General features: G+C 67.6%; 19 protein-coding genes and 1 pseudogene. 7 read left to right on the forward strand and 13 right to left on the reverse strand.

Annotation, left to right across the window (positions count from 1 at the left end; translation table 11 throughout):
• Positions 1-63: 63 nt before the first annotated feature.
• Both ACIQ7H_RS01490 and rmuC read right to left on the reverse strand, forming a co-directional pair.
• The gene (locus tag ACIQ7H_RS01490; RefSeq protein ID WP_395787650.1) at positions 64-732 is read right to left on the reverse strand and encodes an MBL fold metallo-hydrolase; all 669 of its coding nucleotides are present in this window, start codon (positions 730-732) and stop codon (positions 64-66) included.
• A 3-nt stretch (positions 733-735) separates the two neighbouring features.
• Positions 736-2,226, reverse strand: coding sequence for a DNA recombination protein RmuC (rmuC, locus tag ACIQ7H_RS01495; RefSeq protein WP_395787652.1), 1,491 nt, complete (start codon positions 2,224-2,226; stop codon positions 736-738).
• 146 nt (positions 2,227-2,372) lie between these two features.
• On the opposite strand from rmuC, the gene ACIQ7H_RS01500 reads away from it, so the two are divergent.
• The gene (locus ACIQ7H_RS01500; protein WP_395787654.1) at positions 2,373-2,672 is read left to right on the forward strand and encodes a DUF6916 family protein; all 300 of its coding nucleotides are present in this window, start codon (positions 2,373-2,375) and stop codon (positions 2,670-2,672) included.
• A 148-nt stretch (positions 2,673-2,820) separates the two neighbouring features.
• Here ACIQ7H_RS01500 and ACIQ7H_RS01505 read toward each other — a convergent pair whose 3' ends face one another.
• The gene (locus ACIQ7H_RS01505) at positions 2,821-2,949 is read right to left on the reverse strand and encodes a hypothetical protein (RefSeq protein WP_395787656.1); all 129 of its coding nucleotides are present in this window, start codon (positions 2,947-2,949) and stop codon (positions 2,821-2,823) included.
• Between the two features lie 99 nt (positions 2,950-3,048).
• On the opposite strand from ACIQ7H_RS01505, the gene ACIQ7H_RS01510 reads away from it, so the two are divergent.
• A complete protein-coding gene (locus ACIQ7H_RS01510) occupies positions 3,049-4,866 on the forward strand; it encodes a monovalent cation:proton antiporter-2 (CPA2) family protein (RefSeq protein WP_395787658.1) in 1,818 nt (605 codons plus the stop codon).
• 103 nt (positions 4,867-4,969) lie between these two features.
• A complete protein-coding gene (locus tag ACIQ7H_RS01515; protein ID WP_395787660.1) occupies positions 4,970-5,989 on the forward strand; it encodes a DUF4344 domain-containing metallopeptidase in 1,020 nt (339 codons plus the stop codon).
• A 331-nt stretch (positions 5,990-6,320) separates the two neighbouring features.
• On the opposite strand, the gene ACIQ7H_RS01520 is transcribed toward ACIQ7H_RS01515, so the two are convergent.
• The 8 genes and pseudogenes from ACIQ7H_RS01520 to ACIQ7H_RS01555 all read right to left on the reverse strand — a co-directional run.
• A complete protein-coding gene (locus ACIQ7H_RS01520) occupies positions 6,321-9,773 on the reverse strand; it encodes an ankyrin repeat domain-containing protein (RefSeq protein WP_395787662.1) in 3,453 nt (1,150 codons plus the stop codon).
• Positions 9,763-10,032: a YcgL domain-containing protein gene (locus tag ACIQ7H_RS01525; RefSeq protein ID WP_395787664.1), complete on the reverse strand. Its 270-nt coding sequence runs from the start codon at positions 10,030-10,032 to the stop codon at positions 9,763-9,765. The genes ACIQ7H_RS01520 and ACIQ7H_RS01525 overlap by 11 nt, the downstream gene beginning before the upstream one ends.
• Positions 10,033-10,197: 165 nt before the next feature.
• The gene (locus tag ACIQ7H_RS01530; protein ID WP_395787666.1) at positions 10,198-13,449 is read right to left on the reverse strand and encodes a PDZ domain-containing protein; all 3,252 of its coding nucleotides are present in this window, start codon (positions 13,447-13,449) and stop codon (positions 10,198-10,200) included.
• A 935-nt stretch (positions 13,450-14,384) separates the two neighbouring features.
• On the reverse strand, positions 14,385-14,624 hold the full coding sequence (locus ACIQ7H_RS01535; RefSeq protein ID WP_395787667.1) for a hypothetical protein: 240 nt from the start codon (positions 14,622-14,624) through the stop codon (positions 14,385-14,387).
• Complete coding sequence (locus tag ACIQ7H_RS01540) at positions 14,602-14,772, reverse strand: hypothetical protein (RefSeq protein ID WP_395787669.1); 171 nt, start codon at positions 14,770-14,772, stop codon at positions 14,602-14,604. The genes ACIQ7H_RS01535 and ACIQ7H_RS01540 overlap by 23 nt, the downstream gene beginning before the upstream one ends.
• Positions 14,769-15,476, reverse strand: a complete 708-nt coding sequence (locus ACIQ7H_RS01545; RefSeq protein WP_395787775.1) for an ABC transporter ATP-binding protein — start codon at positions 15,474-15,476, stop codon at positions 14,769-14,771. The genes ACIQ7H_RS01540 and ACIQ7H_RS01545 overlap by 4 nt, the downstream gene beginning before the upstream one ends.
• Positions 15,477-15,490: 14 nt before the next feature.
• Positions 15,491-15,598 (reverse strand): hypothetical protein, encoded by a 108-nt coding sequence (locus ACIQ7H_RS01550; RefSeq protein WP_395787777.1) that lies wholly within the window; start codon positions 15,596-15,598, stop codon positions 15,491-15,493.
• Between the two features lie 564 nt (positions 15,599-16,162).
• Positions 16,163-21,154, reverse strand: a pseudogene (locus ACIQ7H_RS01555) (beta strand repeat-containing protein); the annotation flags it as partial.
• A gap of 477 nt (positions 21,155-21,631) precedes the next feature.
• On the opposite strand from ACIQ7H_RS01555, the gene ACIQ7H_RS01560 reads away from it, so the two are divergent.
• The 4 genes from ACIQ7H_RS01560 (at position 21,632) to ACIQ7H_RS01575 (ending at position 24,049) form a co-directional block, all read left to right on the forward strand.
• Entirely contained in the window at positions 21,632-22,177 is a 546-nt protein-coding gene (locus ACIQ7H_RS01560; protein ID WP_395787671.1) for a phage tail protein, read from the forward strand.
• A gap of 79 nt (positions 22,178-22,256) precedes the next feature.
• Complete coding sequence (locus ACIQ7H_RS01565) at positions 22,257-22,793, forward strand: phage tail protein (protein ID WP_395787673.1); 537 nt, start codon at positions 22,257-22,259, stop codon at positions 22,791-22,793.
• A 106-nt stretch (positions 22,794-22,899) separates the two neighbouring features.
• Entirely contained in the window at positions 22,900-23,439 is a 540-nt protein-coding gene (locus ACIQ7H_RS01570) for a phage tail protein (RefSeq protein ID WP_395787675.1), read from the forward strand.
• A gap of 13 nt (positions 23,440-23,452) precedes the next feature.
• Positions 23,453-24,049: a GNAT family N-acetyltransferase gene (locus ACIQ7H_RS01575; protein ID WP_395787677.1), complete on the forward strand. Its 597-nt coding sequence runs from the start codon at positions 23,453-23,455 to the stop codon at positions 24,047-24,049.
• Between the two features lies 1 nt (position 24,050).
• Here the strand turns inward: ACIQ7H_RS01575 and ACIQ7H_RS01580 are convergent, their stop codons facing one another.
• Together ACIQ7H_RS01580 and ACIQ7H_RS01585 are read right to left on the reverse strand one after the other, a co-directional pair.
• The gene (locus ACIQ7H_RS01580) at positions 24,051-24,356 is read right to left on the reverse strand and encodes a DUF6916 family protein (protein ID WP_395787679.1); all 306 of its coding nucleotides are present in this window, start codon (positions 24,354-24,356) and stop codon (positions 24,051-24,053) included.
• Positions 24,357-24,419: 63 nt separating this feature from the next.
• A complete protein-coding gene (locus tag ACIQ7H_RS01585; RefSeq protein WP_395787681.1) occupies positions 24,420-25,040 on the reverse strand; it encodes a hypothetical protein in 621 nt (206 codons plus the stop codon).
• Positions 25,041-25,400 lie beyond the last annotated feature (360 nt).

Here is a 25,400-nt window from a genome sequence, read left to right on the forward strand (position 1 = left end):
GCGAGCCAGTACCGAGACCTGAGAATGAGTGCTGAACACCGAGTTGCACTTCTATTCCACGTCTTACAGTCTGGGCTTCCCCACCGCCGCATCCGACACATGTGGGTTGCTCATCCGCTCACGCCCCAGCGTCGACACAGGTCCATGACCAGGCACGAACTGCACCTGATCGCCGAGGGCGAACAGGCGTTCGCGGATTGAACGGATCAGGTCGGCGTGGTTGCCGCGTGGGAAGTCGGTGCGGCCGATGCTGCCGGCGAAGATCACGTCGCCGACGAAGGCGAGGCCGACTTCGCGCAGGAAGAACACCACGTGGCCGGGGGTGTGGCCGGGGCAGTGCAGTACGTCGAGTTCAAGCGCGCCGACCTGCACGCGATCGCCGTGGGCCAACCAGCGCTCAGGCGTGAACACCTGCGCGGGTGGAAATCCATACTCGGCGGCGCGGGTGGGCAGCTGCTGGATCCAGAAATCGTCGTCCGGGTGCGGGCCTTCCACCGGCACGCCCAGGCGCTGCTGCAGCTCAGCGACGCCGGAGCAGTGGTCGAGATGACCGTGCGTCACCAGAACTTTCTCCAGCGTGGCGCCATGGCGGGCGACAGCGGCGAGCAGACGGTCGACTTCGCCGCCGGGGTCGACCAGGGCGGCCTTGTTGGTGCGCTTGCAGACGATCAGCGAGCAGTTCTGCTGGAACGGGGTGACCGGCAGCACTTCGACGGCGACGGGCGGGTTCAATATTCAGTCCTCCGGCGCCGAGGCGTCGAGTTCGGGTGAGGCTTCGAGCTGCAGCACGTCGACGCCCTCGAAGGATTCGACCTTGCGCAGGCTGCGTTCGATCGCGCGGGTGCGCACGCCGGCGGCGCCGATGCTCTTGCTGACGGTGTCGATCTGCTTCTGGGTGCGGTCGAGCACGTCGGCAAACTTGCCGAACTCGCTCTTGACCGCGCCGAGGATCTGCCAGACCTCGCTGCTGCGCTGCTCGATCGCCAGGGTGCGGAAGCCCATCTGCAGGCTGTTGAGCAGGGCGGCCAGGGTGGTCGGCCCGGCCAGGGTGATGCGGTAGTCGCGCTGCAGGGCCTCGAACAGGCCGGGCCGGCGAATCACTTCGGCGTACAGGCCCTCGGTGGGCAGGAACAGCAGGCCGAAATCGGTGGTGTGAGGCGGGCCGATGTATTTCTCGTGGATGCGCTTGGCTTCTTCGCGGATACGTCGCTCCAGCGCCAGCGCGGCCAGTGCGGCGGCCTCGGGGTCGGCGCGGTCCTGGGCATCGAGCAGGCGTTCGAAATCCTCGCGCGGAAACTTGGCGTCGATCGGCAGCCACACCGGCTGGCCGAGCTGGCTGCCGGGCAGGCGGATCGCGTATTCGACGCGCTCGTTGCTGCCCGGCAGGGTGGCGACATTGGTGGCGTACTGCTCGGCGGTGAGGATCTGTTCGAGCAGGGCGCCCAGCTGCACTTCGCCGAAGGTGCCGCGGGTTTTGACGTTGCCGAGCACGCGCTTGAGATCACCCACGCCCTGCGCCAGCGCCTGCATTTCGCCGAGGCCGCGATGGACCTGGTCGAGCCGCTCGGACACCAGTTTGAAGCTCTCGCCGAGGCGCGCCTCCAGCGTGGTCTTGAGCTTCTCGTCGACGGTTTCGCGCATGCGCTCAAGCTGGGCGGCGTTGTCGGTCTGCAGCTCTTTCAGCTTGGCCTCCAGGGTGGCGCGGACCTCGTGCATGCGCTCGGCGTTGTGCTGGGTCAGCGTGAGCAGGCGTGCATCCAGCGATTCGCCGAACTGCTTCAGCGCGCCGACCGATTCTTCGCGGCTTTTGCGGGCGTCGTCCGAGAGCGTCTGCCGCAGCGTTTCGATGCGTTGGTCGGAGCGCAGCGCCGCCGCATCAAGCCCCCGCCCGAAACCATCGAGCCGCTCAGTCTGGGCGCGGCTGCCCTCGGTGAGCGCCGCGCGCAGCTGGGCCTCAAATCGCGCCTGCTGCTGTGCGGCTTCGCTGCGTGCTTCGCGCAGTTCCTCGCGCAGGGTGCGCTCGGTGCGCTCGGCGCTGGCCGCCAGCAGCGCCAGGCGCTCGATCAGTGCGGGGTCGGTCTGGGTCCGCGCGCTTCGGCGCAGCAGCAGTACCAGCAGCACGAGCGCGATCACCAGCAGCAGCGCGTGGCCGGCCAACACCAGCGGCAGCCAAGGCAGCGCGGCGGGTGTCGGCAGGGTGGTGAGAGTGGCAAGAGCCGGGAGCATGCGGACGCTGCGTATTGGAAGGCCGGACAGTCTAGCGAGACCGCCGTCGCGACATCGTGCCGCGTGAGCGTTTGCGCGCTCCGCGGGGCGCCACTCGCGGGCGCTGAGTGTGGCTTTGCAGCGGCGGGCTTGAGTACAGTCCGCGCATGAGCACACCTCTTGATCAAATCCCCGCTGAAGACTTCACCGCCCTGATCGGCCAGGCCCTGGCGGCCGAGGCCGCGGATCGCGGCTTCGCGCTGAGCGTCGAATCCACTGAAGTGAGCCCGCATCCAACCGGTCGCGCCCTGCCCGGCTTTGCGGTGCGGCTGCGCGGCCCCGCCGGGCTGGAACTCGGGCAAGGCGTGTATGCGATTGAACATCCGCAGCATGGCCGACTGGAGGTGTTCATGACGCCGATCCGCCGCGATGCGTCCGGCATGTTGCTGGAAGCGGTGTTCAACTAGTGGCGTGATTCGTACTTGGCGGACAGCGGCTACGGGTGGCGTTGCGTGGCTGGCAAGGCGCGACGATGGGCCCTGGGCAGTAGTGCTACTGCGAGGCGCAGCAAGGCCGCCAGCCGCGCAAACACGGCGCAGATGCCCTGCTTGATCCTCAGCTACGCGGCGCAAACACGCCCTGCAGGGCGATGCAGAAATGCAACGCCCGGTAGGCCTGCATGTTGTTCTGCGGCTGGTCGCCGCCCGCGGGCGCGAGCGCCCGTCGCTTGATTGAGCAGAGCACGAAAGGACCTGAGGTTCAGTCATCGCGACGCCAGCGGGCCGCTCGGCAACGGCCGAGGCTCGGCATACTGTCTGACCCCAAGCCCGACCTGGAGCCCGCATGCACGGCGATGGATTTCTTGCCGACGCCCTGATCTTCCTGATTGCCGCCGTGATCGCGGTGCCGCTGTTCCGCCGCCTTGGCCTGGGCGCGGTGCTCGGCTATCTGGCGGCGGGCGTGGTGATCGGCCCGCACGTGCTCGGCTTCATCGATGACGCCGGCAGCGTGCTGGCTGCGTCGGAGTTCGGCGTGGTGATGCTGCTCTTCATCATCGGCCTCGAACTCTCGCCAGCCCGGCTGTGGGTGATGCGCCGCCAGGTGTTCGGTGTCGGCAGCCTGCAGGTGCTGATCTCGGCCGCATTGATTGGCGGCGTCATCGCCCTGTGGGGACTGGGCTGGAAGGCGTCCCTCGTCGTCGGCATGGGGCTGGCGCTGTCCTCGACCGCCGTTGGCCTGCAGCTGCTGGCCGAGCGCAAGGCTTTGAATTCCGACTACGGCCGCACCGGGTTTGCGATCCTGCTGTTCCAGGATGCCTTCGCGATCCCGCTGCTGGCGCTGATTCCTCTGCTCGGCGTGGCCAAGGCAGCCGAGCAGTCGGCGCCCGATCTGAGCATGGTGCTGAAGGCGGTCGCGGTGATCCTGGCGATCATTATCGGCGGCCGATTCCTGCTGCGGCCTCTGTTCAAGGTGGTGGCGCGGGCGAAGGCGGTCGAGGTGTTCACCGCCTCCGCCCTGATGGTGGTGGCGGGCTCGGCCTTTCTGGTCCAGCAGGCCGGGCTGTCGATGGCGCTGGGCGCGTTCCTGGCCGGCGTGCTGCTGGCGGAGTCAGAGTTCCGGCACGAGCTTGAATCCCACATCGAGCCCTTCAAGGGCCTGCTGCTCGGGCTGTTCTTCATGGCGGTGGGAATGAGCATCGATCTCGGCGTGATCGCGGCCAAACCGCTGCTGGTCGCGGCCGGCACCGCAGGCTTGCTCGCCATCAAGCTGATCGTGCTGTGGGCGGTCGGACGCACCGCGGCGGGCTTGCGCGGCGGTGCGCCGCTGCAGCTGGCGGCGGTGCTGGCAATGGGCGGCGAGTTCGCCTTCGTGGTGTTTTCCGAAGCCGGCCGGGCCGGCCTGCTGCTACCGGCGGATTCCAGCCTGCTGGTGGTCATCGTCGGCATGTCGATGGCAGCGACGCCCTTGCTGCTGCTGGTGGTCGACCGCTGGTGCCGCCACCATCAGGCCGAGCATGCGGCCAAGCCCAAGTACGACGCCATCGAAGACCACGATCCGCAGGTGATCATCGCCGGCTTCGGCCGCATGGGCCAGATCGTCGGCCGCCTGCTGCATGCACAGCACATCCCGTTCACCGCGCTGGAGAACAGCTCCGAGCAGGTCGAGCTGTCGCGGCGCTTTGGCAGCACCCTGTATTTCGGCGACCCGAGCCGGCCCGAACTGCTGCGCGCGGCGCGCGCCGACCGCGCCAGCGTGCTGGTGCTGACCACCGACGACCCGGACGCCAATATCCGCACCGCGCGGATGATCAAGCGCCAGTATCCGCACCTGAAGGTGTTCGCCCGCGCGCGCAATCGCCAGCACGTGTTCCGGCTGATGGACCTCAATGTCGACGGCATCACCCGCGAGACCTTTCCCGCCGCACTGGAAATGACCCGCTCGGTGCTGCTGGCGCTGGGCCAGGAACCGGCCGTGGTCGAAGCGCGGATCCGCACCTTCCGCAATCACGACGAAAACCTGCTGCTGGAACAGCACCTGGTGTACGACGACGAGGCCGCGCTGGTGCAAAGCTCGCACGAGGCCTTCATCGATCTGGAACGCCTGTTCGAGGCGGACGCGGCCTCCGAGGCCGAAGTCGACAAGCGCGCCACGAAGGATTGATTCGCAGCGGCACAGCATCTGCAGCAACGGCTGCCTCATCGCCGCACCGGCCTGCATCGGCGGTACACCCTTTCACGCGTTGCAACTTGTCCGGACACCCCGCATGCGCCTGATGCAAGTCTTCGCCCTGCTGCTGATGCTGCAGGTTTCTCCGCTGACGCTGGCGCAGTCCGGCAGCGGCCGCTTCGTGGTCGGCCCCTCGACGGTAGAGTCCAGCGAGATGCGCGCCGAAGCGCGACGCATGCAGGCCACCGGCACCCTGCAGGCGGTGGCGGATGCGCTGAACTCGATCCTGATCCTGCCGCGCGAGGTCAGCCTGCGCTACGCCGAATGCGGCGAAGCCAACGCCTACTACGACAGCAGCAGCCACGAGATCCTGATGTGCCTGGAGCTGATGGCCGGCATGGCGGAAACCCTGGACGGCCAGTTCGAGGAAGAGTCAACCGAGCAGGACGCACTTGGCGGCGCCTACATCGCGGTGGTGCTGCACGAGGTCGGCCATGCGCTGGTGCATGTGCTGGAGATTCCGATCACCGGCCGCGAGGAAGACGCCGTGGACCAGCTGTCGGCCTGGATGCTGATCAAGGCCGGTGACGCCGAAGCCGTGCTCGGCGCGGCGGCGTCGTACTACACCGAGCTGGAAGATCTGGAACATGCCGACTACGCCGGCCTGCATTCACTCGACGCGCAGCGCTATTTCAATCTGGTGTGCTGGGCCTACGGCAGCGACCCGGACAACAGCCAGGAGCTGATCGACAGCTGGGAGCTGCCGGAGGACCGCGCCGAGGGCTGTGCCGAGGAGTACGACCTGCTCGATCGAAGCTGGACGCGTCTGCTCGGCGCCCATCTGCGCAGCGAGGACGTGTCGGCGCTGGCGATCCCACGCGCCACCGCTGGGCCGGACGGTGGTCGTGGAGAAGTGGTGTTCGAGCCCGATTCATTCGACAGCGCACCGACGGACGAGGACTCACCGCGGGTGGTCGGCCGCGGCGCGGTCAACAGCGTCGACGCCGAGTTCACCGACACGCCATATGAGCCTGCGGACGAAGTCGAAGGGGAGTCGGGCACGGTCGGTCGAATCGAGAAGGTCGAGAAGCTGCAGAAGATCGAGCGCTTGGACTGAGAGCGGATGGCAGATGACTCCAGCCTGCTGCGTCCGCCGCTGTTGGGACGCGCCTTTGGCTTGTCCCAACCCACAGAGCCGATGCGCTTTGGAGAGCCGATTCGCTTGGTAGGTTGGGCCAAGCGCAGCGCGGCCCAAGGTCGCGCGGCCGAATCTCGACGCGACCTGCGACCCCGCGCTGCTGGGACGCGCCTTTGGCTTGTCCCAACCCACAGAGCCGATGCGCTTTGGAGAGCCGATTCGCTTGGTAGGTTGGGCCAAGCGCAGCGCGGCCCAACGTGAGGCGATCGGGTTTTTCACAGACTTCGAGGCAGCGCTCGATCCTGCCGGCTCAGTCGACCCGCGAGCGCAGAAAGCGCGCCATCGACGGTGCTGGGCGCGGGCCTTCGAGTTCGCTGGCGATGTCGATGTAACCGCGGGTCAGCGCCACCTCGCGCGGGCTGCGCGCCAGGCTGTCGCGTCGCTGCGGATCCGCCCCCGCACTCAGCAGCCGCTGCACCGCCGGCAGCAGGCCGTGTTGGGCGGCCCAGTGCAGGGCGGAGAAACCGCGCTGGTCCTGGTTGTCGAGCGCGGCACCGATCTCCAGCAGGCGTTCGAGCTGGGGCATCAGGGCGTCGATCTGCAGTGGCGTGCCTGTCGCTTCGGCCGCGCCCAGAAGCAGCAGAAGTGGGGTCTCGCCCATGCCATTGGCCTGCGACAGCTCGGCCGCTGACGGGCTCAGCGCCGACCACAGGGCCATCGCCCGGGCCGGCTCGCTGGCGCGAAAACCGTAACGGGCAGCGTGATGCAGGACTGTATTTCCATCGGCATCGACACCGCCGCGCTCGGCCGCCGTGCCGAGCAGCAGGCGCACCGCATCGACCTTGCCCAACGCCGCCGCCAGCATCAGTGGGCGCAGCGCCCCCGGCAGGCTTTGTTCCACATGTGCGCCGCCGGCCACCAGCAGTTCGACCACCTGGGCATGCCCCTGGCTGATCGCGGCAGTCAGCGCGGTCATGCCGCTGTCGGCGGCGACCGCCGGGTCCAAGCCGGCTTTCAGCAGCACCGCCACCACCTCGACATGGCCGGCGCCGGCCGCGCGCAGCAGGGCGCTGCAACCGCGCGCGTCGCGGGCACGCCGGCCGAGGCCCAGCTCAAGCAGGCAATCCGCCGCCACCGCATCGCCGGCGACGCTGGCGGCGATCAGATCGCTATCGCGCAGCGCCCGGCCCGGGTGCGGCCAGCGCGCCCAATCCAGCCAGCGCAGCAGGGCGCTGTCGCCGAGACTGAGCGCGCCGCCGAGCGCGGTCTGGCCGTCCGGGCTGCGCCGATCCGGGCGCGCACCGGCGCGGACCAGGCGGCGCAGCGCGGCGAGATCGGCGCGTTCGGTGGCGATCTGCAGTGCACCCAGGCCGGCGCCGCTGGCTGAATTGGGGTCGGCGCCGAGTTCCAGCAGGCGCGTGATCAGCCGCGGCCAGCCCAACTGCAGAGCCAGCAGCAGCGGCGAATCGCCCGCATGGTGGCCGAAGGCGTCGGCGCCGGATTCAAGCAGGCGCAGCGCACGAAGCTCATCCGGCCCGGCTGGCAGACGCGAGTCCAGGCAGGCTTGCAGATAGCGCGCCAGCGAGCCGCCACCGACCATCGGCGTGCCCAGGTCGAGCAGGGCTTCCAGCGCCTGCGGCGCGATCGCGGCACGCTCCACCGCGCTGCTGAGCAGGGCTTCGCGGCTGTGCTCGCCGCTCGCCGGCAGGGCCGCGGCCAGGCGTGACAGCGCGGCGCGCGGCTGGCTGGCGGCGAGTTCGTCGAACAGCTCGTGCAGCAGGCCGGGCGAAGGCTGCAGCGCGCGCAGCAGCGCCGGCAGCAGGTCCGCGCGCCCGCGCCGCAACGCCCGCTGCAGACGCTCGCGCGCGCAGGTTTCGGCGGTCGCCGCCGGGTTGTCTTCAGCCGAACCCGCGGCCTCGGCCGAGTGTGGGCTGTCGTCGACCGCCGCCGGCAGCGGGTGGTCGGGGTCGATCCGCGCCACCAGGTCCCAGCGCTGTGCCAAGCGCGCCTGTTCCAGCGGGGTCTGGCCGCTGGCGCAGCGCAGCTCGACGCTGGCGCCGAGCTGCAGCAGGCGGGTGACGGTGTCGGCATCGGCCTTGGCCGAACCGCAGGCGATGCTGAGCGCGCTGCGGCCGTGCGCGTCGGTGGCGTCGACCTGCGGCGACTTGCGGCGCAACGCATCGATGGCGCCGATCGCGCCAGCGCGGGCGGCCTCCATCAGCGCGGTCACGCCCTGCTGGTCGGCGCGGTTGACGTCGGCACCGGACTTGACCAGCGCGGTCACGATCGCCGCATTGCCGGCCAGGCAAGCGTCCATCAGCGCGCTGCGGCCGAGTCGCCCGCTCGCATCGACCTTGGCCTTGTGGCGCAGCAGCAGCTCGACCCCGACCGGGTCATCGTCGCCGGCCGCGGCGGCCAGCAGGGCCGGCTGACCGCCTTCGGGCTCGCAGCGGGCGCCGCGTTCGAGCAGGAACCGCGCCAGCCGCCAGCTGCCCGCAGCGCAGGCTTCGGCCAAAGGGCTGCGGCCGCTGCGGTCCAGCGCGTTGATTTCGGCGCCGGCATCGAGCAGCTGCGCGGCCACTTCGGGGTCGGCGCTGCGCGCCGCGTAGTGCAGCGGACAGCGGCCGTCGGCATCGACACAGCGTGGGTCGGCGCCATTCGCCAGCAGCATCGCGACCGCATCCGGCCGGCCGTGGTAGCTGTCGCGGGTGGCGGCTAGCAGGGGGGTCAGCCCGGCGCGGACCTGATTCAGATCGGCGCCACGCAGAATCAGCGCGCGCAGCAGGCGCAGATCCGACAGCAGGGTGGCCAGTACCGCCAGCCCGCGCTGATCGCGGCCGGGCGGGGGTTCGGGTTCGGCCGGCGCCGCCTCGAAGCCCTGCAGCAGGGCCAGGGCGCGTTCGCTGTCGCCACCCCGGGCCGCGGCGAACAGTGCATCGATCGGCGTGGCCTGAATCAATCCGGCAAGTTCAGCGAGTTCGGCCGGCAGCTCCGAGGGCAGCACCAACGTCTCGGCCAGCGCACTGCTGCTGGCGCCGGGTTCACTGAACCGCGGTGTCGATGCCTGGGCGGCCTCGACAGCGGTCGTCTGCACCAGCCTGGCCAGCCCCAGCGCGGCCAAGGGTGCAATCAGCAGCAGATGCAGCGCGAGCGCCCATGTCCAAGGGCCGGCCTGCCCCACATCGATGGCATCCAGCGCCAGCAGGGGCGGCAGCAGCAGCACCAGCACCAGCAGCCCGCCGGCACTGCCTTGGCCCAGGCTGACCTGGCTGCGATTGAACAGGCGCTGGCTGTGCAGACGCGCGCGCGCCAGATGCTGGCCGAGGCTGCGCCGGGTCGGCGGCTCGGGCACGAACAGCAGCACCGGGTCGGTGAACACCCGACTGGCCAGCAGCCCGGCCACCGCCACGCCGCCACAGAACAGCAGCACCGGACCCAGAGCGCCTGACGCGCGCAGCGCAGCGAACGGCCACTGCAGCAGGGGCAGCCCGATGACCAAGGCGATCAGCAGCAGCAGGCCGGCGCCGATCAGGCCACGCAGCAGGGCCGACCCGGTTCTCGGCACCCGCAGCTGGGCGCTGGCCAAGACCGCACCGGCCAACTGCAGACCGAGCCCAGCGGCCAGCAGCGGCAGCGCCGCGGCCGTCGGCAGCTCGAAGGTCGGCCCCAGCGCGAACGCAGCGATCAGCAGCGGAGTCGACAGCAGCACCGCCAGCGGCAGCGCCGGCGGTCGCGCGGCGCCGGCAGCGATATCACCGGCCATGCGCAGGCATGCTGTCCGGCAGGTCGATCAGGCGCGGCGGCAGCTGCACGTGGAAGCCGTTCTCGGCCAGATTGGCGCGCACCACCGCAGCATCCTCACGGGCCAGGGTGCGGCCCGGCGTCAGTTCGACGCTGAGCGCGAAAGTGAACGGCGCCAGGCTCGCGCGCAGCGATTCCGGCAGCAGCTCGAAGCCGCCCTCGTCGCGCAGGTAGACGTAGGCATCGGGGCGCTTCTCGCTGCGGTAAACGTAGCAACGCATGCAGATGTGCAGCCATGTCGGGGGATGGCCGCAAGAATACCGCGTGTGACGGAGTTGGGAGTTTGGCTGGCGGGCGGGGATTCGAGAATCGGGATTCGGGATTGGAGCGCGGCGAGCTCGATGCTTGTCGCCAGTGCTCTGAATCCCGAATCCCTCCGGCCTGCCCTACAGCCGCGGGAACCCGCTCGGTGCTGGCGGCGCCACCGGCTGCTGCGGTGGCTTGGCCTGCAGCGCCTGCAGCAGCTCGGCGACCGCGCGTTCCAGGCTGGGGTCGCGGCCGGCGGCGATCAGCTCCGGGCGGTCGATGACCTGGATGTCCGGCGCCACGCCTTCGTCCTCCACCGCCCATTGGCCGTTGGTGTCCATGAAGCGGAAGGTCGCGGCCAGAATGGCACCGCCGTCGGCCAGACGCGGGTTGCCGCTGATGCCGATCAAGCCGCCCCAGGTGCGGGTGCCGATGATCGGGCCCAGGCCCATCTTGCGGAAGTAGTAGGGCAGCGCGTCGCCGCCCGAGCTCGACAGCCCGTTGGTCAGCATCGCTTTCGGCCCGGCATGGTGCAGGAACGGGGTCGGGTTGGGCTCCAGCCCGCGGCGCTTCCAGTAGTTCAGCGGCTGACGCATCAGCAGCTCGATCATGCGGTCCGGAATGAAGCCACCGCCGTTGTAGCGATCGTCCAGAATCAGCGCATCCATGTGGCCGTAGGCCAGCATGCCGCGGTTGAGCTCGCGGTTGCCCTCCACCGCGGTGTTGGGCAGATGGATATAGCCGACCCGGCCGTCCGACAGCTCGGCGGCCAGACGTCGGCGGCCGTCGACCCAGGCCTTGTAGCGCAGGCCCTGCTCGCTGGTGATCGTCTGCACCCGCACTTCGCGCGCGCCGGCTTCTTCCGGGCGATTGTTCACCCGCAGGCTGACCGTGCGCTCGCCCTTGCCTTCCAGCAGCTGATAGAAGTTGGCGACTTCGCGCGTGCTGACATTGTCGATGGCGAGGATGTAGTCGCCTTCGCTGACATTGGCATGCGCCTCGGTCAGCGGGCTGCGCAGGGCCGGGTTCCAGTTCTCGCCGGCGAACACCTTGCCGACCTGGAAATAGCCGCTGTCGTGGCGGCTGAACTCCGCGCCCAGCAGGCCGCCGGCACGACGCTCGACCTGCGGCTCATCGCCGCGCTCCACATACACATGGCCGGCATTCACCTCGCCCGCCAACTCGGTCAGCAGGTAGTCGAGATCGGCGCGGCTGGCGACGTGCGGCAGGAGCGCCGCGTAACGATCGCGGATCGCGAGCCAATCCTGGCCGTGCATGCCGGGGTCGTAGAACCAGTCGCGCAGGATTCGCCAGGCATCGGCGTACTGCTGCGCCCATTCGCGCTTCGGATCGACCCGCAGCTGCAGCCCATCGAGCTTGAGCACGCCGGCATCGAAATCGACCTCGGGCTTGGCCTCGGTGATCGCAAAGCGCTCACTGCGGCGCAGCAACAGATGGCCGCCGCCGCCGGCGAGGCGGTAGCCGGTAATCTGGTTCGCGACCGTTTTCGGCTGCTCGTCATCGAGGCCCAGGTAGCGCAGTTCACCCGGGCCCTGGCCGTTGTTGGCAACGAAGAACACGCCCTTGGCGTTGGCCGACAGGCCTTGATAGTTGCCGGCCGGCGCCTTCAGCGCGACCACCCGCTGGTTGAAGCCGGGCACATCGATGCGCAGGCGCTTGGGCGCCGTCGCTGCGGCGGCGGGCTTGGCTTCGGCGGCGGCCGTGACGCTGACCTCGTCACTCTTCGGCGCATACAGCACCGGGCCATCGGCGGCCAGCGGCGCCGCATAGATGCGGGTCGCGTTCTGATACAGGTAGTTGAACTCGAAGGCCGAAAAACCGAGGTTGAAATCGCGGTTCGACAGGAAGTACAGATAGCGCCCCTCGGGGTCGAAGGTCGGCGCGAACTCGCTGGTTTCGTCCGGCGTGAGCTGCTGGGTCGCGGCGCTGTCGACGCTGTACAGCCAGATCGAGCCATTGCGGCTGCCGCCGGTTTTCACATAGGCCACGAAGCGGCTGTCCGGCGACCAGCTGTACTGGGTGATGTCCTCCTGCACCGAGTTGTCGAGCTCGGCGGTGACGCCGCTCTCGGCATTCACCAGCCGCAGCCGCTGGCGCTTGTCGGCGTACACGAAGTGGCGGCTGTCCGGCGACCACAGCGGCTGGAACCGCCAGATATCGCCATCGGTGCTCACCCGCCGCGCCGCGCTGCTGCCGTCCTGCGCCTGCACGTACAGCTCGTACTCGCCCGATGCATCGGAAAGGTAGGCCACTGAACGGCCGTCCGGCGACCAGCTGACGCTGTGCTCGCGGGCGTCCGGCGTCCGCGACAGATTGCGCGTCTCGCCGTGCTTGGCCGGCACGCTGAAGACCTCGCCGCGGGCGCCGAACAGGGCGCGCTTGCCGTCGGGTGACAGGTCAAAGCTCTCGATGTTTTTTGAGGCATCGACAAACCGCGGCAGGGTCTGCGGCAGATCGCCGCGCACGGTGATCGGAATCTGCCGGGTCTGCCCACTGGCGGGGATGAACTGCCACAGCGCGCCGCCATTCTCGAACACGATGCTGTCCGGGCCGGCGCTCGGCCAGAGCACGTCGAACCCGCTGAACTCGGTCAGCTGATGCGGCTCGCCACCAGTCACCGGCATACCGAACAGATTGAGCGTGTAGTTGCGGTCCGAAACGAAGTACACCTGGTCGCCCACCCACATCGGCTGATGGTCGGTGGCCGGGTGGTCGGTCAGCTGCTGTGAGGTGTTGTTGACCAGGTCGTAGGTCCACACGTCCTGCGCGCGGCCGCCGCGGTAGCGCTTCCAGCTGCGGAAATCGCGATCGATCGGCGTGTACACGAACTGCGTTCCATCCGGGCTGAGCATGCCGCCGCCGGTTTCAGGGATCGCCAGCGGCTGCTCCATGCCGCCGTCGACCGGAACGAGATACGGGCGCCCGCTGCGCTCGTCGTAGGGCACGCGATTCATGCGCACCAGCACGTGCTGACCATCCGGGGTCCAGTCCAGCACCCGGTTGTCCGTACCGCCGCGCGGCGGCATCGGGCCGACATCGTTGTACCAGGTCAGCTGCCGCGGCTCACCGCCGCCGGCCGGCATCACGTACACCTGGCGGGTGCCGTTGTACTCGGCCGCGAACGCGATCTGCGAGCCGTCCGGCGAGAACTTCGGGTACAGCTCCGAGCCCGCATGCGAAGTCATCCGCTGCGCCACGCCGCCGGCGGTCGAGGCGATGTAGATGTCACCGGCATAGACGAAGGTCACCCGCTCGCCGTGGACATCCGGAAAGCGCAGCAGCTTGGTCTCCGCACTGGCCGAAGCCGCAGCGCCGAGACCGGCAACAACAAGACTCGCGCGCAGCGCGCGGCTGAGAAGGCTGGGGGCCATGGAACATCCTCACCGATGGGGTGCGGCGAGTATGGCGGTGGGTGGAGCGTGAAGAGCGGGCCGTTGGTTGGGGGCCTCGAATGAAGACATGGTGCAGAGTCGAAAGAAAGGTGCGTGACCCGGATGGATGTGCGATCCGGGCCACGCCCTCGTTCTACAAGTAACCGACGACAAATCCCAGAGCGAGTACCAGCTTTGCAGCAGCTGATATCACCTGAGCGACATCGACAGTCACCTTCACCGCGATCTGCCTTTTCATGGAATGCCTCCATGCAATTGCAGTCACAGCAGCGCTGCGCGACCACGTTCATTCCTTGGCCGTGCTTTGGAGAGTACTGCTCAGAAGCGGGCTTCCCCTCGCGCGAACTCGGGACCGGCGACTTCGCATTGACCTCCTGACGGAGCGCGTGCCCGCGCTCCGGGGAGGTGTCCCGAGCGGCGCCGGCCATTCGCGTGGCGGACGATTCGTGTTCAGGGCCTCCCGGAGTCGAGTGTATTCACAATCGATAATTTGCTGCACTACCGTTTGACGGAGGCGGAGTCTCCAAGTCCCGCGTGGTCGGCTTCTGCGGGCAGGAAGCCCGCGCTCTACCCGGGGCCCCTGGGCAGCGGCGGGAGGCGGTCGGTCCGCCCGAAGGGTCGCCGGCAGGGATGCCGGCGAGGTTCGTGACAGTGCAGGGACGCACTGTCCACGAACCCCGACCACCTCACGCGAACCCGAAGTGCAGGATGCACGTAGGGCGCGGACGAGGGGTGGCCTTCTCTTTGGTTACTTTCTCTTGGCCACTCAAGAGAAAGTGACTCGGCCGGCCCGCAGGGCCGACCGAAAGCTCTTGCTCTTGATCTTGCTTTCCGCTTCGGTCACACGAAGAGCGGTGCGGTGCTGATGTCGCCCAACAGCTGCGGTGGGTCAAGACCCACCCTATGGGCCCGCCTCAGGCCATCCTCACCCATCGAATCAAAGTCGCAAAATTCGGCGGCTTGCCATGCATCAGCAAACCAACCCGGAACACCTTGCCGGCGACCCGCATCGCCGCCATCGTCGACAGCACGCCGATCACCAGCGCCAGCCCGATCTGCCAGACCGGCGGCGGGGTGTTGTAGCTGATCCGCATCACCATCACGAAGGGGCTGACCGCCGGGGTCCGGCAGTCACGCCTTCTCGGCTTCGACATCAGCATCAGCCGCCAGCGCGTGAACTGCAGGCGACTTGAAATTGCTCAGCAGCGGAACGGCCAGCATGGCGACCAGACCGATGATGAAACCCTTGGTCATGGCCGTGGCCACGAACTCGCGCCAGGCGATCTGCAGGATCTTGCTCATGCCAGGTGTTCCCGGTTGATATCGGTGCCGACGATGTCGATGAAGATGTCCTCAAGACTCGGACGCACGATCTCAAGCTTGGCGGGCGGCCACTCGCGGGCCAGCGCCGCCAGCGTGGCCGGCAGATCGGTGCGCTCGGCCAGGGCGATGCGATAGCCGCGTCCCTGCGGTTCGATGCTCAGCACGCCGGGCAAGGCACGCACGCTTGCCGGCACTTCGCTTGCGGGTTTCAAGGGCTCCAACTGGATGGCATTCCGCTGATGCCCGGCGCTGATGCCGCTGAGGGTGTCATCCAGCACCTTGCGACCCTGGTGAATCATCACGATGTGCTCGCACATGGCTTCGGCCTGTGGCATCACATGTGTCTCGAACAGCACGGTGCAGCCGCGCGCATGCTCGGCTTCAATCAGAGCTTTCAGCAGCCGCATTTCGACCGGGTCGAGTCCGTTGAAGTGCTCATCCAGAATCAGCAGCTCGGGCGTGTGGATGACGGCGGCGATGAACTGCACCTTTTGCTGCATGCCCTTCGACAGCTCTTCGCGGGGCTTCTTGGCCACTTCGGCCAGGCCGACCCGTTCCAGCCACTGCAGGCCGCGACGCTTGGCATCCGCGCGGGTCAAGCCCTTTAGCACGCCCATGTGCAGCAGGAAGTCGACCATCTTCATCTTGCGGTAGACGCCACGCTTTTCCGGCAGATAGCCGATGCGGTCTTAGGCCCTCAGCGCCGAACCAGACCCAGCACCCGCACCTCGCCGCGATCGGGAAACAGAATCGACAGCAGCATTCGCAGCGAGGTGTTCTTGCCTGCGCCGTTGGGCCCGAAGATGCCCTACAGCGCGCCGCTGGGAACGCGGAGCTGGAGGTCCGTGACGGCCTGCTTGCCGCCGAAGGACTTGTGCAGGCCGATGAGTTCGATCGCGAGCGTCACGCAGGGCTCCGGTACGTGGAGGGGTGAGCGCGCGGGAGCATTCGGGAGATCAGGATGTGACTCCCTTCCATCCCGGCATTGGCGCCACCGACCCAAAAACGAGCTGTTGATTCGGCCAGCTGAAGTTTGAAGCGCAAGGCTTTCACGAAACGCGCGTCAACCCGCGCGCTGTGCCGAAAGCGTTCAATCGTCATCGTGCCGGATCAATAGGTGGCGCCTGCAAAGCCGCGCGCCGATGTTGTCGACGCATGACACGAGGCGCTACCTGCTCCATGAAGAGGGCCCGGCGACGCTTCGCGACCGCCGGACCCTCTTGTTTCACTGCCGCGCCTAGACCGCGGTGCGGGAACCGCGCATCGATGCCCAGCCGATCGCCAGCACGGCGAGCAGCAGCAGAATCAGGCCGGCGGGTGTTTGCGTGGGAACGGTGGTCGGGGTGGGTATGGTGCCGAGCGTGTAGGCGCGGGTGCCGGTGAAGCCCGATGCATCAGTGACGGTCAGGGTGAAGTTGAAGACTCCGGAGGCGCTTGCAACGCCGCTGAGCAGACCTGAGGGGCTCAAGCTCAGACCAGGCGGCAGAATGCCGGTGGTGACCGCGTAGGTGTAGGGCCCAGTACCGCCGCTGGCGTTCAGCTGCAGATTGATGGCCGAACCCACCGCCAATCCGGGCGGGAGCGAGGTCAGGATGCTGATGGTCGGCGTTGCGATCTGCAGCGTGTAGGCGTTGCTGACCGTCGCTGCCGTGCCGCCGGTGCTGTCGGTCGCCTGCACGCTGAAGCTGAAGCTGCCGCTCACGGTCGGCGTGCCGCTGAGCACGCCTGCGGTGCTGAGGCTCAGTCCCGCCGGCAGTGTTCCCGCACTGACCGCGTAGGTGTAGGGCGCGACGCCACCACTGGCCGTGAAGGTGGCGCTGTAGGGGCTGGCGCCTGCGCCATTGGGCAGGCTGGCCGGCAGCAGGCTCAGGGTCGGCACGCCGATCACCACCGTATAGACGCGGTTGCCGGTCTGGGTGTTGGCATCGCTGGCAGTCACAGTGAAGCCGAAGCTGCCGCTGGCGGTCGGTGTGCCCGAGAGCACGCCGCCACTGCTGAGGCTCAAGCCCGTCGGCAAGCTGCCGGCGCTGACACTGAAGCTGTACGGGGCGACGCCGCCGCTGGCGCTGAGGGTCTGCGAGTACGCCGCTGCAGCGGTACCACCGGGCAGGGTCGCCGGTGCCACCACCACGGTCGGCGCGCCTACTTCGACGGTGTAGTTGCGGGCGATCGAGAACGGCGCGCCGGTACCGGTCAGACCGGTGTCGGTGGCGGTGACCGTGATCGGGAAGCTGCCAGGTGCGGTCGGCGTGCCGCTCACGGTGTTGCCGCTGAAGCTCAGGCCGGCTGGCAGTGCGCCGGTGAGCGCGTAGGTGTACGGGCCCGGGCTGCCGCCAGCGGTAAACGCCTGGCTGTACGCCGCGCCGTAAGCGACAGTGAGCGGACCGGCTGCCGGGGTGAGCGTGAGCGTCGGCGCGCCCACCGTCAGGGTGTAGGCGCGGCTACCGGTCTGGCTGTTGGCATCGGTCGCGGTGACGGTGAAGTTGAAGCTGCCCACGGCCGTCGGCGTGCCGGTCAAGGCGCCGCCGGTGGCCAAGCTCAGCCCTGCCGGCAGGGCGCCTGCAGTCACAGTGAGCGCGTAGGGGGCCACACCGCCACTGGCCGTGAGGGTCTGGCTGTAGGCCACGGCCGCCGTCGGACCCGGCAGCGACGCCGGGTTCACCGCGATCGTCGGCGCAGCCACTTCGATCAGATACGTTTCCACGACGAAGAACGGCGCGCCCGCGCCGGTGGCGCTATCGGACAGCCTGATGTCGAAGATGTAGCTGCCCGGCGTCATCGGCGTCCCAGAGAGCGTGCTCCCGGTGAGGCTCAGCCCTGGCGGCAGGGCACCGGCGGTCACCTGGAAACTGTACGGAGCGATGCCAGCGTTGCCGGAGTAGTTCAGCGAGAACGGGGCACCGTAAGTCGCGTTGATCGGATTCACTGACGTCGGCGAGGGCAAAAGCGTCAGCAACGGACCTGCGACGGTCAGCGTGAACGACTGGCTGATCGTGAACGGCCCGCTCCCGGTGCTGCTATCGACGGCCGAGGCATTCAGCGCAAAGCTGCCCGCCTGGGTCGGTGTGCCCGAGAACGTCACGCTGTTCGCAGTGCTGCCGGTGATCGACAGCCCGGCCGGCAGGTTGGTGACCTGGTAGCCGCTCCAGGGCTGGGCTCCGCCATTCCAGGTGAAGGTCTGCGTGTAGGGGGCCGCCACCGTTGCAGCGAAACCGCCGCTCGGAGTGATGGTGACCACCGGGTTGCTGACTGTGACGGTGACCGTGGCAGGCGCCGAGGTGCCGGCGCTGTTGGTGGCGGTGTAGGTGAAGGTGGCGCTACCGGCAAAACCTGCGGTCGGCTGGTAGGTGATGGTGGTACCGGTGGCGATGGCGGTTCCGCTGCTGGCCGGCGTCACGATGGCGACCGAGGTCGGCGTGCCGCCGGTGATGTTCAGCGGTGCATTGGTCGCGGCGGCGTTGTAGGCCACGGTCAGCGTCGAATTGTTCGCCACCGGCGGGTTGTCGATCACCCCGATGGTGTAGCTCCGGGTCGCGGTGTAGGGACCGGTGCCGGTGCTGCTGTCCGTGGCGGTGATGCTGAAGTTGAACGTGCCCAGAGCGCTCGGCGTGCCGGTGATGGCGCCGGTCGCGGCGTTGAGGTTCAGGCCGCCGGGCAGTGCGCCTGCAGTGACCGCATAGGCGTAGGGCGAGGTGCCGCCCGATGCCGGGAGGATCGACGTCGTGTACGTCGCACCCAGGGTAGCGCCCGGCAGCGGGGTCGCCGGCAAGACGATCGTCGGCGGCGCGATCACCACGGTGTAGGCCTGGTTGCCAACAAAGGGCCCGGGGAACGGGCTGGTATCGGTCGCGCTGATGGTGAAGTTGAACGTGCCGCCTGCCGTCGGCGTACCGCTAAGCACGCCACCGGCGGACAGGGTGAGCCCCGCCGGTAGGGCACCCGCACTGACCGAGAACGCGTACGGAGCGACGCCGCCGCCCGCGGTCAGGGTCTGGCTGTAAGCCGCCGCGACGCCGCCATTCGGCAATGTGGCCGGATCAACGGTCACCGGCACATCGTCATTGGTGATTGTGCCAAGGCCCTGGTTGTCGCTGATCGTCGCGTTGGTCGCACCGCTCAAGTTGACGAAGAAGGTCTCGTTCGCCTCGGGCACGGTTTCACCGATCACCGGTACGGTGATCGTCCGGGTGGTCGCGCCAGCGGTGAAGGTCAGCGTGCCGCTGGTACTGGTGTAGTCCGCCGGCTGGGTCGCAGTGCCATCGACAGTGGCGTAGTTGACCTGCACCGTCTGTCCGCTGGCTGCACTCAGGGTCACCGTGAACACCGCATTGACGGTACCACTGTTGCCCTCGGTCACGGAAACGTCATTGATCGACAGGCTCGGCAGCGGATCGTCGTTGACGATAGTGCCCACGCCCTGGCCATCGACAACGACCGCGTTGACCACGTTGGTGACGTTGACGAAAAAGGTCTCGCTCGGCTCGTTCAACGTGTCGCCGTTGACCAGCACCGTGAAGGTGTAGGTGCTGGAGCCGGTGGGAATGGTCTGGCTGGTCAGGCTGTTGGCGACGTAGTCGACACCCGCCGTGGCGATGCCATTGGCGGTGGCGATGTCGAAGGTGACGCCGCCCGGGCCGGCCGGCGCACTCAGGCTCACCGTGAAGGTGAAGTTGGTGATGCCGGCATTGCCTTCGTTCGCGGTGACGTCGTTGATCACCAGGTTCGGCAGATCGTCGTTGAGGATGGTGCCAGTAGCGCTGTTCGGCACGCCGACCGTGTAACCGGTGCCCGCGGCAAGCGTGAGGATGACTGTGTCGTCCGCTTCGATGGTGGCGTCGGCGGTCGGATTGACTGTGATCGTGCCGGTGGTGGCGCCGGCCGCGATGACCAGCGGCGAGGTGATCGTCGCGTAGTCGGTGCCGTTGGTCGCGGTGCCGGCGATTGTGTAGTTCACCGACGTCGCCGCGGACGGATTCGCCTGGTTCAGGGTGATGGTATAGACAAGATTCGGTGCGCCGTCCTCCGCCACTGCGGCGGGCGAGACGCTGATCGTCGCGCTCGGCACGTCGTCATTGAGGATGGTGCCGGTCGCGCTGGCGGGTGCACCGACGGTGTAGCCGGTGCCTGCAGCAACCGTCAGGATCACGGTTTCGTCCGCCTCGACCGTGCCGTCGACGTTCGGATTGATGGTGATGGTCGCAGTGGTCGCAGATGCAGGGATGACGACCGTGGCGACACCGCCGGCGTAGTCGGTGCCGGAGGTCGCGGTGCCGCCGGTGGTGATGTTGACCGTGGTCGGCGAACTCAAGTTGAGGCTGCGGGTGACCGTGTACGTCAGATTGGTGGCGCCGTCCTCGCTGACCGAGGCCGGCGAGACAGCGATCGACACCGAGGGCGGCGGGCTGACGGTCAGGGTGAAGGGTTCGACCTCGAAGTAGCTGCCCGGGCCGGTGCTGGCGTCAGTCACGCGCAGGGTCACGGGATAGTTGCCGGGCGCGGCAGCAGTGGTGCCACTGACCACGCCGGCGCTGGAAACGGTGATACCGGCCGGGAAGGTGCCGGTTTCAAGCAGATAGGTGTGCGGCGCGACGCCGCCGGCGGTGCTGAGCGCCAGCGAGAAAGGCGCACTCTGGATGGCGGTGGCGCTGGCCGGGACGAGCGCGAGGCTCGGGTTCTGCACGGTGCCGGTATAGCCCCTGTCGACAAACTGGGCCGTCGGCGAGGTCGAATCGGTCGAACGGACACTGAAGCTGTAGGCGCCGCGCTGGGTCGGCGTGCCGCTGAGGACGCCACCGCTGGTCAGGGTCAGCCCAATGGGCAGAACGCCGCTCTGCAACGCGTACGTGTAGGGCGCGAGTCCGCCGGACGACGTCAGTGTCTGCGAAAACGGTGTGCCAGCGGTCAGCGTCGGCAGCGCGGCCGGCAGCACGGTGATCGGCGAGGCCGACGGGTTGATGGTGATCGTGAACCGGATGTCGCCGTTGCCGGCCAAGGAACCATCGCTGAGTTCAAAGACATCGGTCGAACCGATACCTGTGGAACCGTTGTGGCTGTAGTCCAGAAACCATTGGCTACCACCAGACTCGAGCCGGGTCGTGGCCGTGCCATGGTTTTCGAAGTCCCCAGCGCCGAAGCTGCCGCCGTCAATCGGGCCGATTCCGCCGTTGCCGGCCTGTTGACAGGCACTGATATTGATGGTGACCGACCCCCCGGAGGTGACGGTTGCCGTCTGGGCCGGGCATAGCACCGAGGTGTGCTGGGCGCTCGCAGCTCCGGACGCCAGCAGCGCGAACACTGCAAGCAGCAGCGCTGTTAAGGACAAACGCGCGTTCCGCGCGGCGTAACCGAGAACGAGTGACATGCGTCTGACTCCCCTGAATGATCGACCCGGATAACCCATTGGCTCTCTGCAGAGCATTCGGTAGCGGGCAGTGCGCCCTGGCTGTTGAAGCCTTCGCGCTTTGCACGGCATCGCTGCCCCTGCAGACGGCCCCCCGTCATTGAAACAGATGCGCCTCGCTTGGGAAAGCTCGGCGATGCATTCCACGTGCAACGACGGAAAGAGACGCCCTGAACCTGCCGAAGGCGGCACGCAAGACGCGCGGGCGTGTGCAGGCACCCAGCCGTCGACTCACCTCGCAGCCTGCGGATGATCTCCTGACAGGCGGCGAGTAGATCCTTGACCACGTTTGTTTCGGCTGCAGTAGGGTCGATTGGCGAGGGTGAAGCGCGCGGCGCGCGTGCGAATCTGGGTCTTGTGGGACCAGCGAATGCGGTTCAGAGTACGCCGGCGCGGCGCACAAGCCGTCTGCGCCCACCATCCAAGGGGAGGAGAGCGATGAGCGAGTTCTTCATCGGTCAGATCATGATGACCGGCTTCAATTTCGCACCAAGATTCTGGGCCCTGTGCAACGGACAGCTGTTGCCAATCAATCAGAACCAGGCGCTGTTTTCGTTGTTGGGAACGCAGTACGGGGGTAACGGCACAACCAACTTCGCCCTGCCTGATCTGCGCAGCCGTACACCGATTGGCTACGCATCATCGGTAGACCCGGGCTGGCAGCCGCCGGCGGTCCAGATCGGTCAGGCGTCCGGGGTCGAGAATGTCACCCTGCTATCGACCAACCTGCCTGCACACACGCACTCGGCGAATGCTTCAACGGCCAACGGCGACAACCGCAACGCGGCCGGACGTCTTTTCGCTACCAGTACCAGCACGGCGACCGCGCCGAATCTGTACGCCGCGAGCACCGGGCCCGTGTTGCCTCAGAATCCGCAGAGTGTCGTGCCGGCGGGTGGCAACCAGCCCCATCCGAACCTGCAGCCCTACAGCGTGATCAATTTCTGCGTCGCGCTCAGCGGCATTTTTCCGTCGCGCAATTGAGCGCACGCAGGTTCTGGCCAACGGCCGTCAGCGTCCACATCAATGCACGACCGACCACTGACTTCTGGAGCACAACTCAATGAGCACCCCCTACATCGGTGAGATCCGCATGTTCGGTTTCGGCACTCGCGGGGCACCGAACGGATGGCAGGCATGCGACGGCAGCCTGCTGGCCATCTCGGAGTACGACGCACTGTTCGCCCTGATCGGCACCACTTACGGCGGCGACGGTCAGACCACCTTCGCCGTGCCCGATTTGCGGGGCCGCCTGCCAATTCACCAAGGCACCGGACCCGGCCTGAGCACCTATGTCATCGGCCAGAGGGCTGGGACGGAAACCGTCACCGTGCTTCCGACCCAGATGCCGGCTCATACGCACATTTTGGCCGTGACCTCGGGCGCTGCCAGTGCCCTCACTCCGACCCCGTCCTCGCTCCCGGGTACGGTCAGCGGCGATACGTTCTACGCCTCGGACATTACCGGCGCGACCGCGCTGCCCATGTCGGCTCAATCGACGTCGGCCGCCGGTGGCAGTCAGCCGCATGAGAACTGCATGCCCACGCTGACGGTGCAGTACGCCATCGCCACCCAAGGCATTTTCCCGTCGCAATCCTGATTGTCGCGCCCGTTCGCACGCTGAATCCACAGCGCCATCCCGGCGCAGCCGCAGCGCGACCGCATCCGCACGTCCGCGCAGCACACCTCACTGGAGGACCCATCTCGTGACGCAACCCTTTATCGGCGAAATCCAGATGTTCGGCTTCAACTTCAACCCGCGTGGCTGGGCGTTCGCGAACGGCGCCACGCTGCCGATCTCTCAGAACACCGCCCTGTTCTCGCTGATCGGCGTCATCTACGGCGGCAATGGCCAAACCACCTTCCAGCTGCCGAATTTTGCCGGACGCGCCGGTTGTCAGCAGGGATCAGGACCGGGCCTTTCGCCGCGCAGCCTGGGCCAGACCTTCGGTGTGAACACGGTTACGCTCACCGGCAACCAGATCCCATCTCACAACCACGGCATCAACGCGTTTCTGCCGGCGGATACCGCGAACCGCTCGAGCTCGCCGGTGGCGAACGGCGGGCTGTCGCAGCCCAGCAGCACCGCGAACAGGCCCTTCGTGTCCAGCGCGCCGAACACCACCTTCGCCCCGAACATGCTCCAACCCAGCGCAGGCGGTGGGCAGCCGCACCAGAACCAGCAGCCGTATCTCGGCGTGAATTTCTGCATTGCACTGCAGGGCATTTACCCGTCGTTCCCTTGATCGGCGCACCGGCGTGACGAAACGGACCGTGGCCCTATCGCAGACCGACGTTTCATTTCCGGCTGAACGCACCGATTGCGATGGGCTGATCAAGCCCGCGCCGCTCAGCGAGCGCGGGTTTTCGCTGCGCACTGCGCGAGACGCAGATCTGCCGTGGCTGCGTGATCTCTACGCCAGCACCCGCGCCGAGGAAATGGCACCGGTGCCGTGGCCCGAGGCGACCAAGCGCGCCTTTCTGGATCAGCAGTTCAAACTGCAGCACCACCATTTCGTCGGCCATTTCCCGCACGCCGATTTCTGGCTGATCGTAGGTGCACGCGGTCCAATCGGTCGGCTGTATCGCGACCGTGCCTTACTGGGCGACAGCCGCCCCGCTGATGACCTCATCGTTGACATCTGCCTTCTGCCGGAATGGCGCGGTCTCGGCATGGGCAGCCTGCTACTGGAAGCCGCACAGGCCTCTGCCGCCGTGCGCCAACGCGGGCTCAGGCTGCATGTGCAAGTGCACAACCCGCGCGCAATGGCGCTCTACCGGCGGCTCGGGTTCGCGCGCGTCGATGCTGCTGATGCCACCGGCTCGCATATCGAAATGCGCTGGACAGCCGGCTGACTCAGTTGAAGATGGCCTGATAGATGAAACCGTCGCGGCTCTGCGCGATCGGCACCATGAAGATGCCGACCTCGCCGAGCCGCGGATGCCGCATTCGGTAGATCTGCTGCGGGAACAGCACCGGCGCCGTATTCAGAAACAGCAGTGAGAACGGCTCGCGGCTGGCCTCGCGCGAAGAGTTCTGCGCCTGCCGGGTTTCGACCAGCTGGGTTTCCACCAACTGGAAGTTGATCGACCCCTCGTTGAGCTCAGCCACAAAAGTCTCATTGAGGCAGCCGGCAAACTGCGCGTGGGTCAGAAGCTGCATGCGGGTCTCCTGGTCAGTCGGCGGCCCGCCGCCGCATCGGGCGGGCCGACGCTTCGCCCGCGCTCAGCCGAGGGCTTCGACGCGAAACGCGAGGTAGTCGAAATCGCGTGCGGGCAGATTCGCCAGCGGTGCCTTGCTATCACCGCTGTGGCGCAGCGCCTGCGGCGGCAGCCGTGAACCATCGCGACGCGGCCCCAGCAGCACGTAATGGCCGGGCGCGAGCAGGGGCAGATCGAAGCGCGTCAGCGCACAGATCTCGCGCTGTGATTCGGTGTTGCCCGCCAGCCGATACTCGATCTCGAACCGGCGCAGGCTGTCGCGGCCAGCGGTGAAGCGGGTTGAATCGGTGCGCGATTCAACCGCGCCGGCGTGGAAGCTCCAAGCCGTGAAGGCCGCGCTTCCGCCGTCCTGCAGGTCGAACATCGCGTGCAGGGCGAGGTCATCGAGCACCGCGCCTCCGTCGGCCGCATGAAAGCTGTCGATGCTCACGTGCACCCTCGCGCTGTCGCAGTGCGCGCAGTCGGCAAGCCCCTGTGGCAGGAATCGAGCGCCGGCGTCGGCGCTGGGCGCGCTCAGCAGCAGCAGGCGGGGTGAATCAGCGCTCAGCGCAGTGGCGCCCGCACGCGCCGAGCCGCAGGCACCAGCCGCCAAACCGGCAGCTGCCAGAAATTCACGTCGTTGCACAGATTTTCCCCTTGCTGCAGATCCGAACGGTAGGCAACCGCGGAAGCACGCGGCGCGCGGCAAGAATACACGTCCGACCGGCAATGTCTGCGTGTCGGTCTTCTCGCCTCGGGCCTCGCCAGCATCTTTCACACAGGCGCCCGATTGGGCTCTGAATCTCTGACTGCATCCGGGTTCTTGAAGGATGTCGCTGCGCACACTCCGTGCGGCTGCATCTTCGTGCTTTGCGGCCCTCGGACCGGTCTCGCTGCGCTTGGTCTGCGCCCTGCCCTGCCCAGTTGCTGCAGCTGCTGGTCGTGCTCCTGCGCGGGGCCATCCACGCTGATTCCGGCGCGATCGTCAGCGACCGCTGCGAAGCAT

This window comes from Aquimonas sp. (assembly GCF_044377145.1).
Lineage (GTDB): Bacteria > Pseudomonadota > Gammaproteobacteria > Xanthomonadales > Xanthomonadaceae > Aquimonas.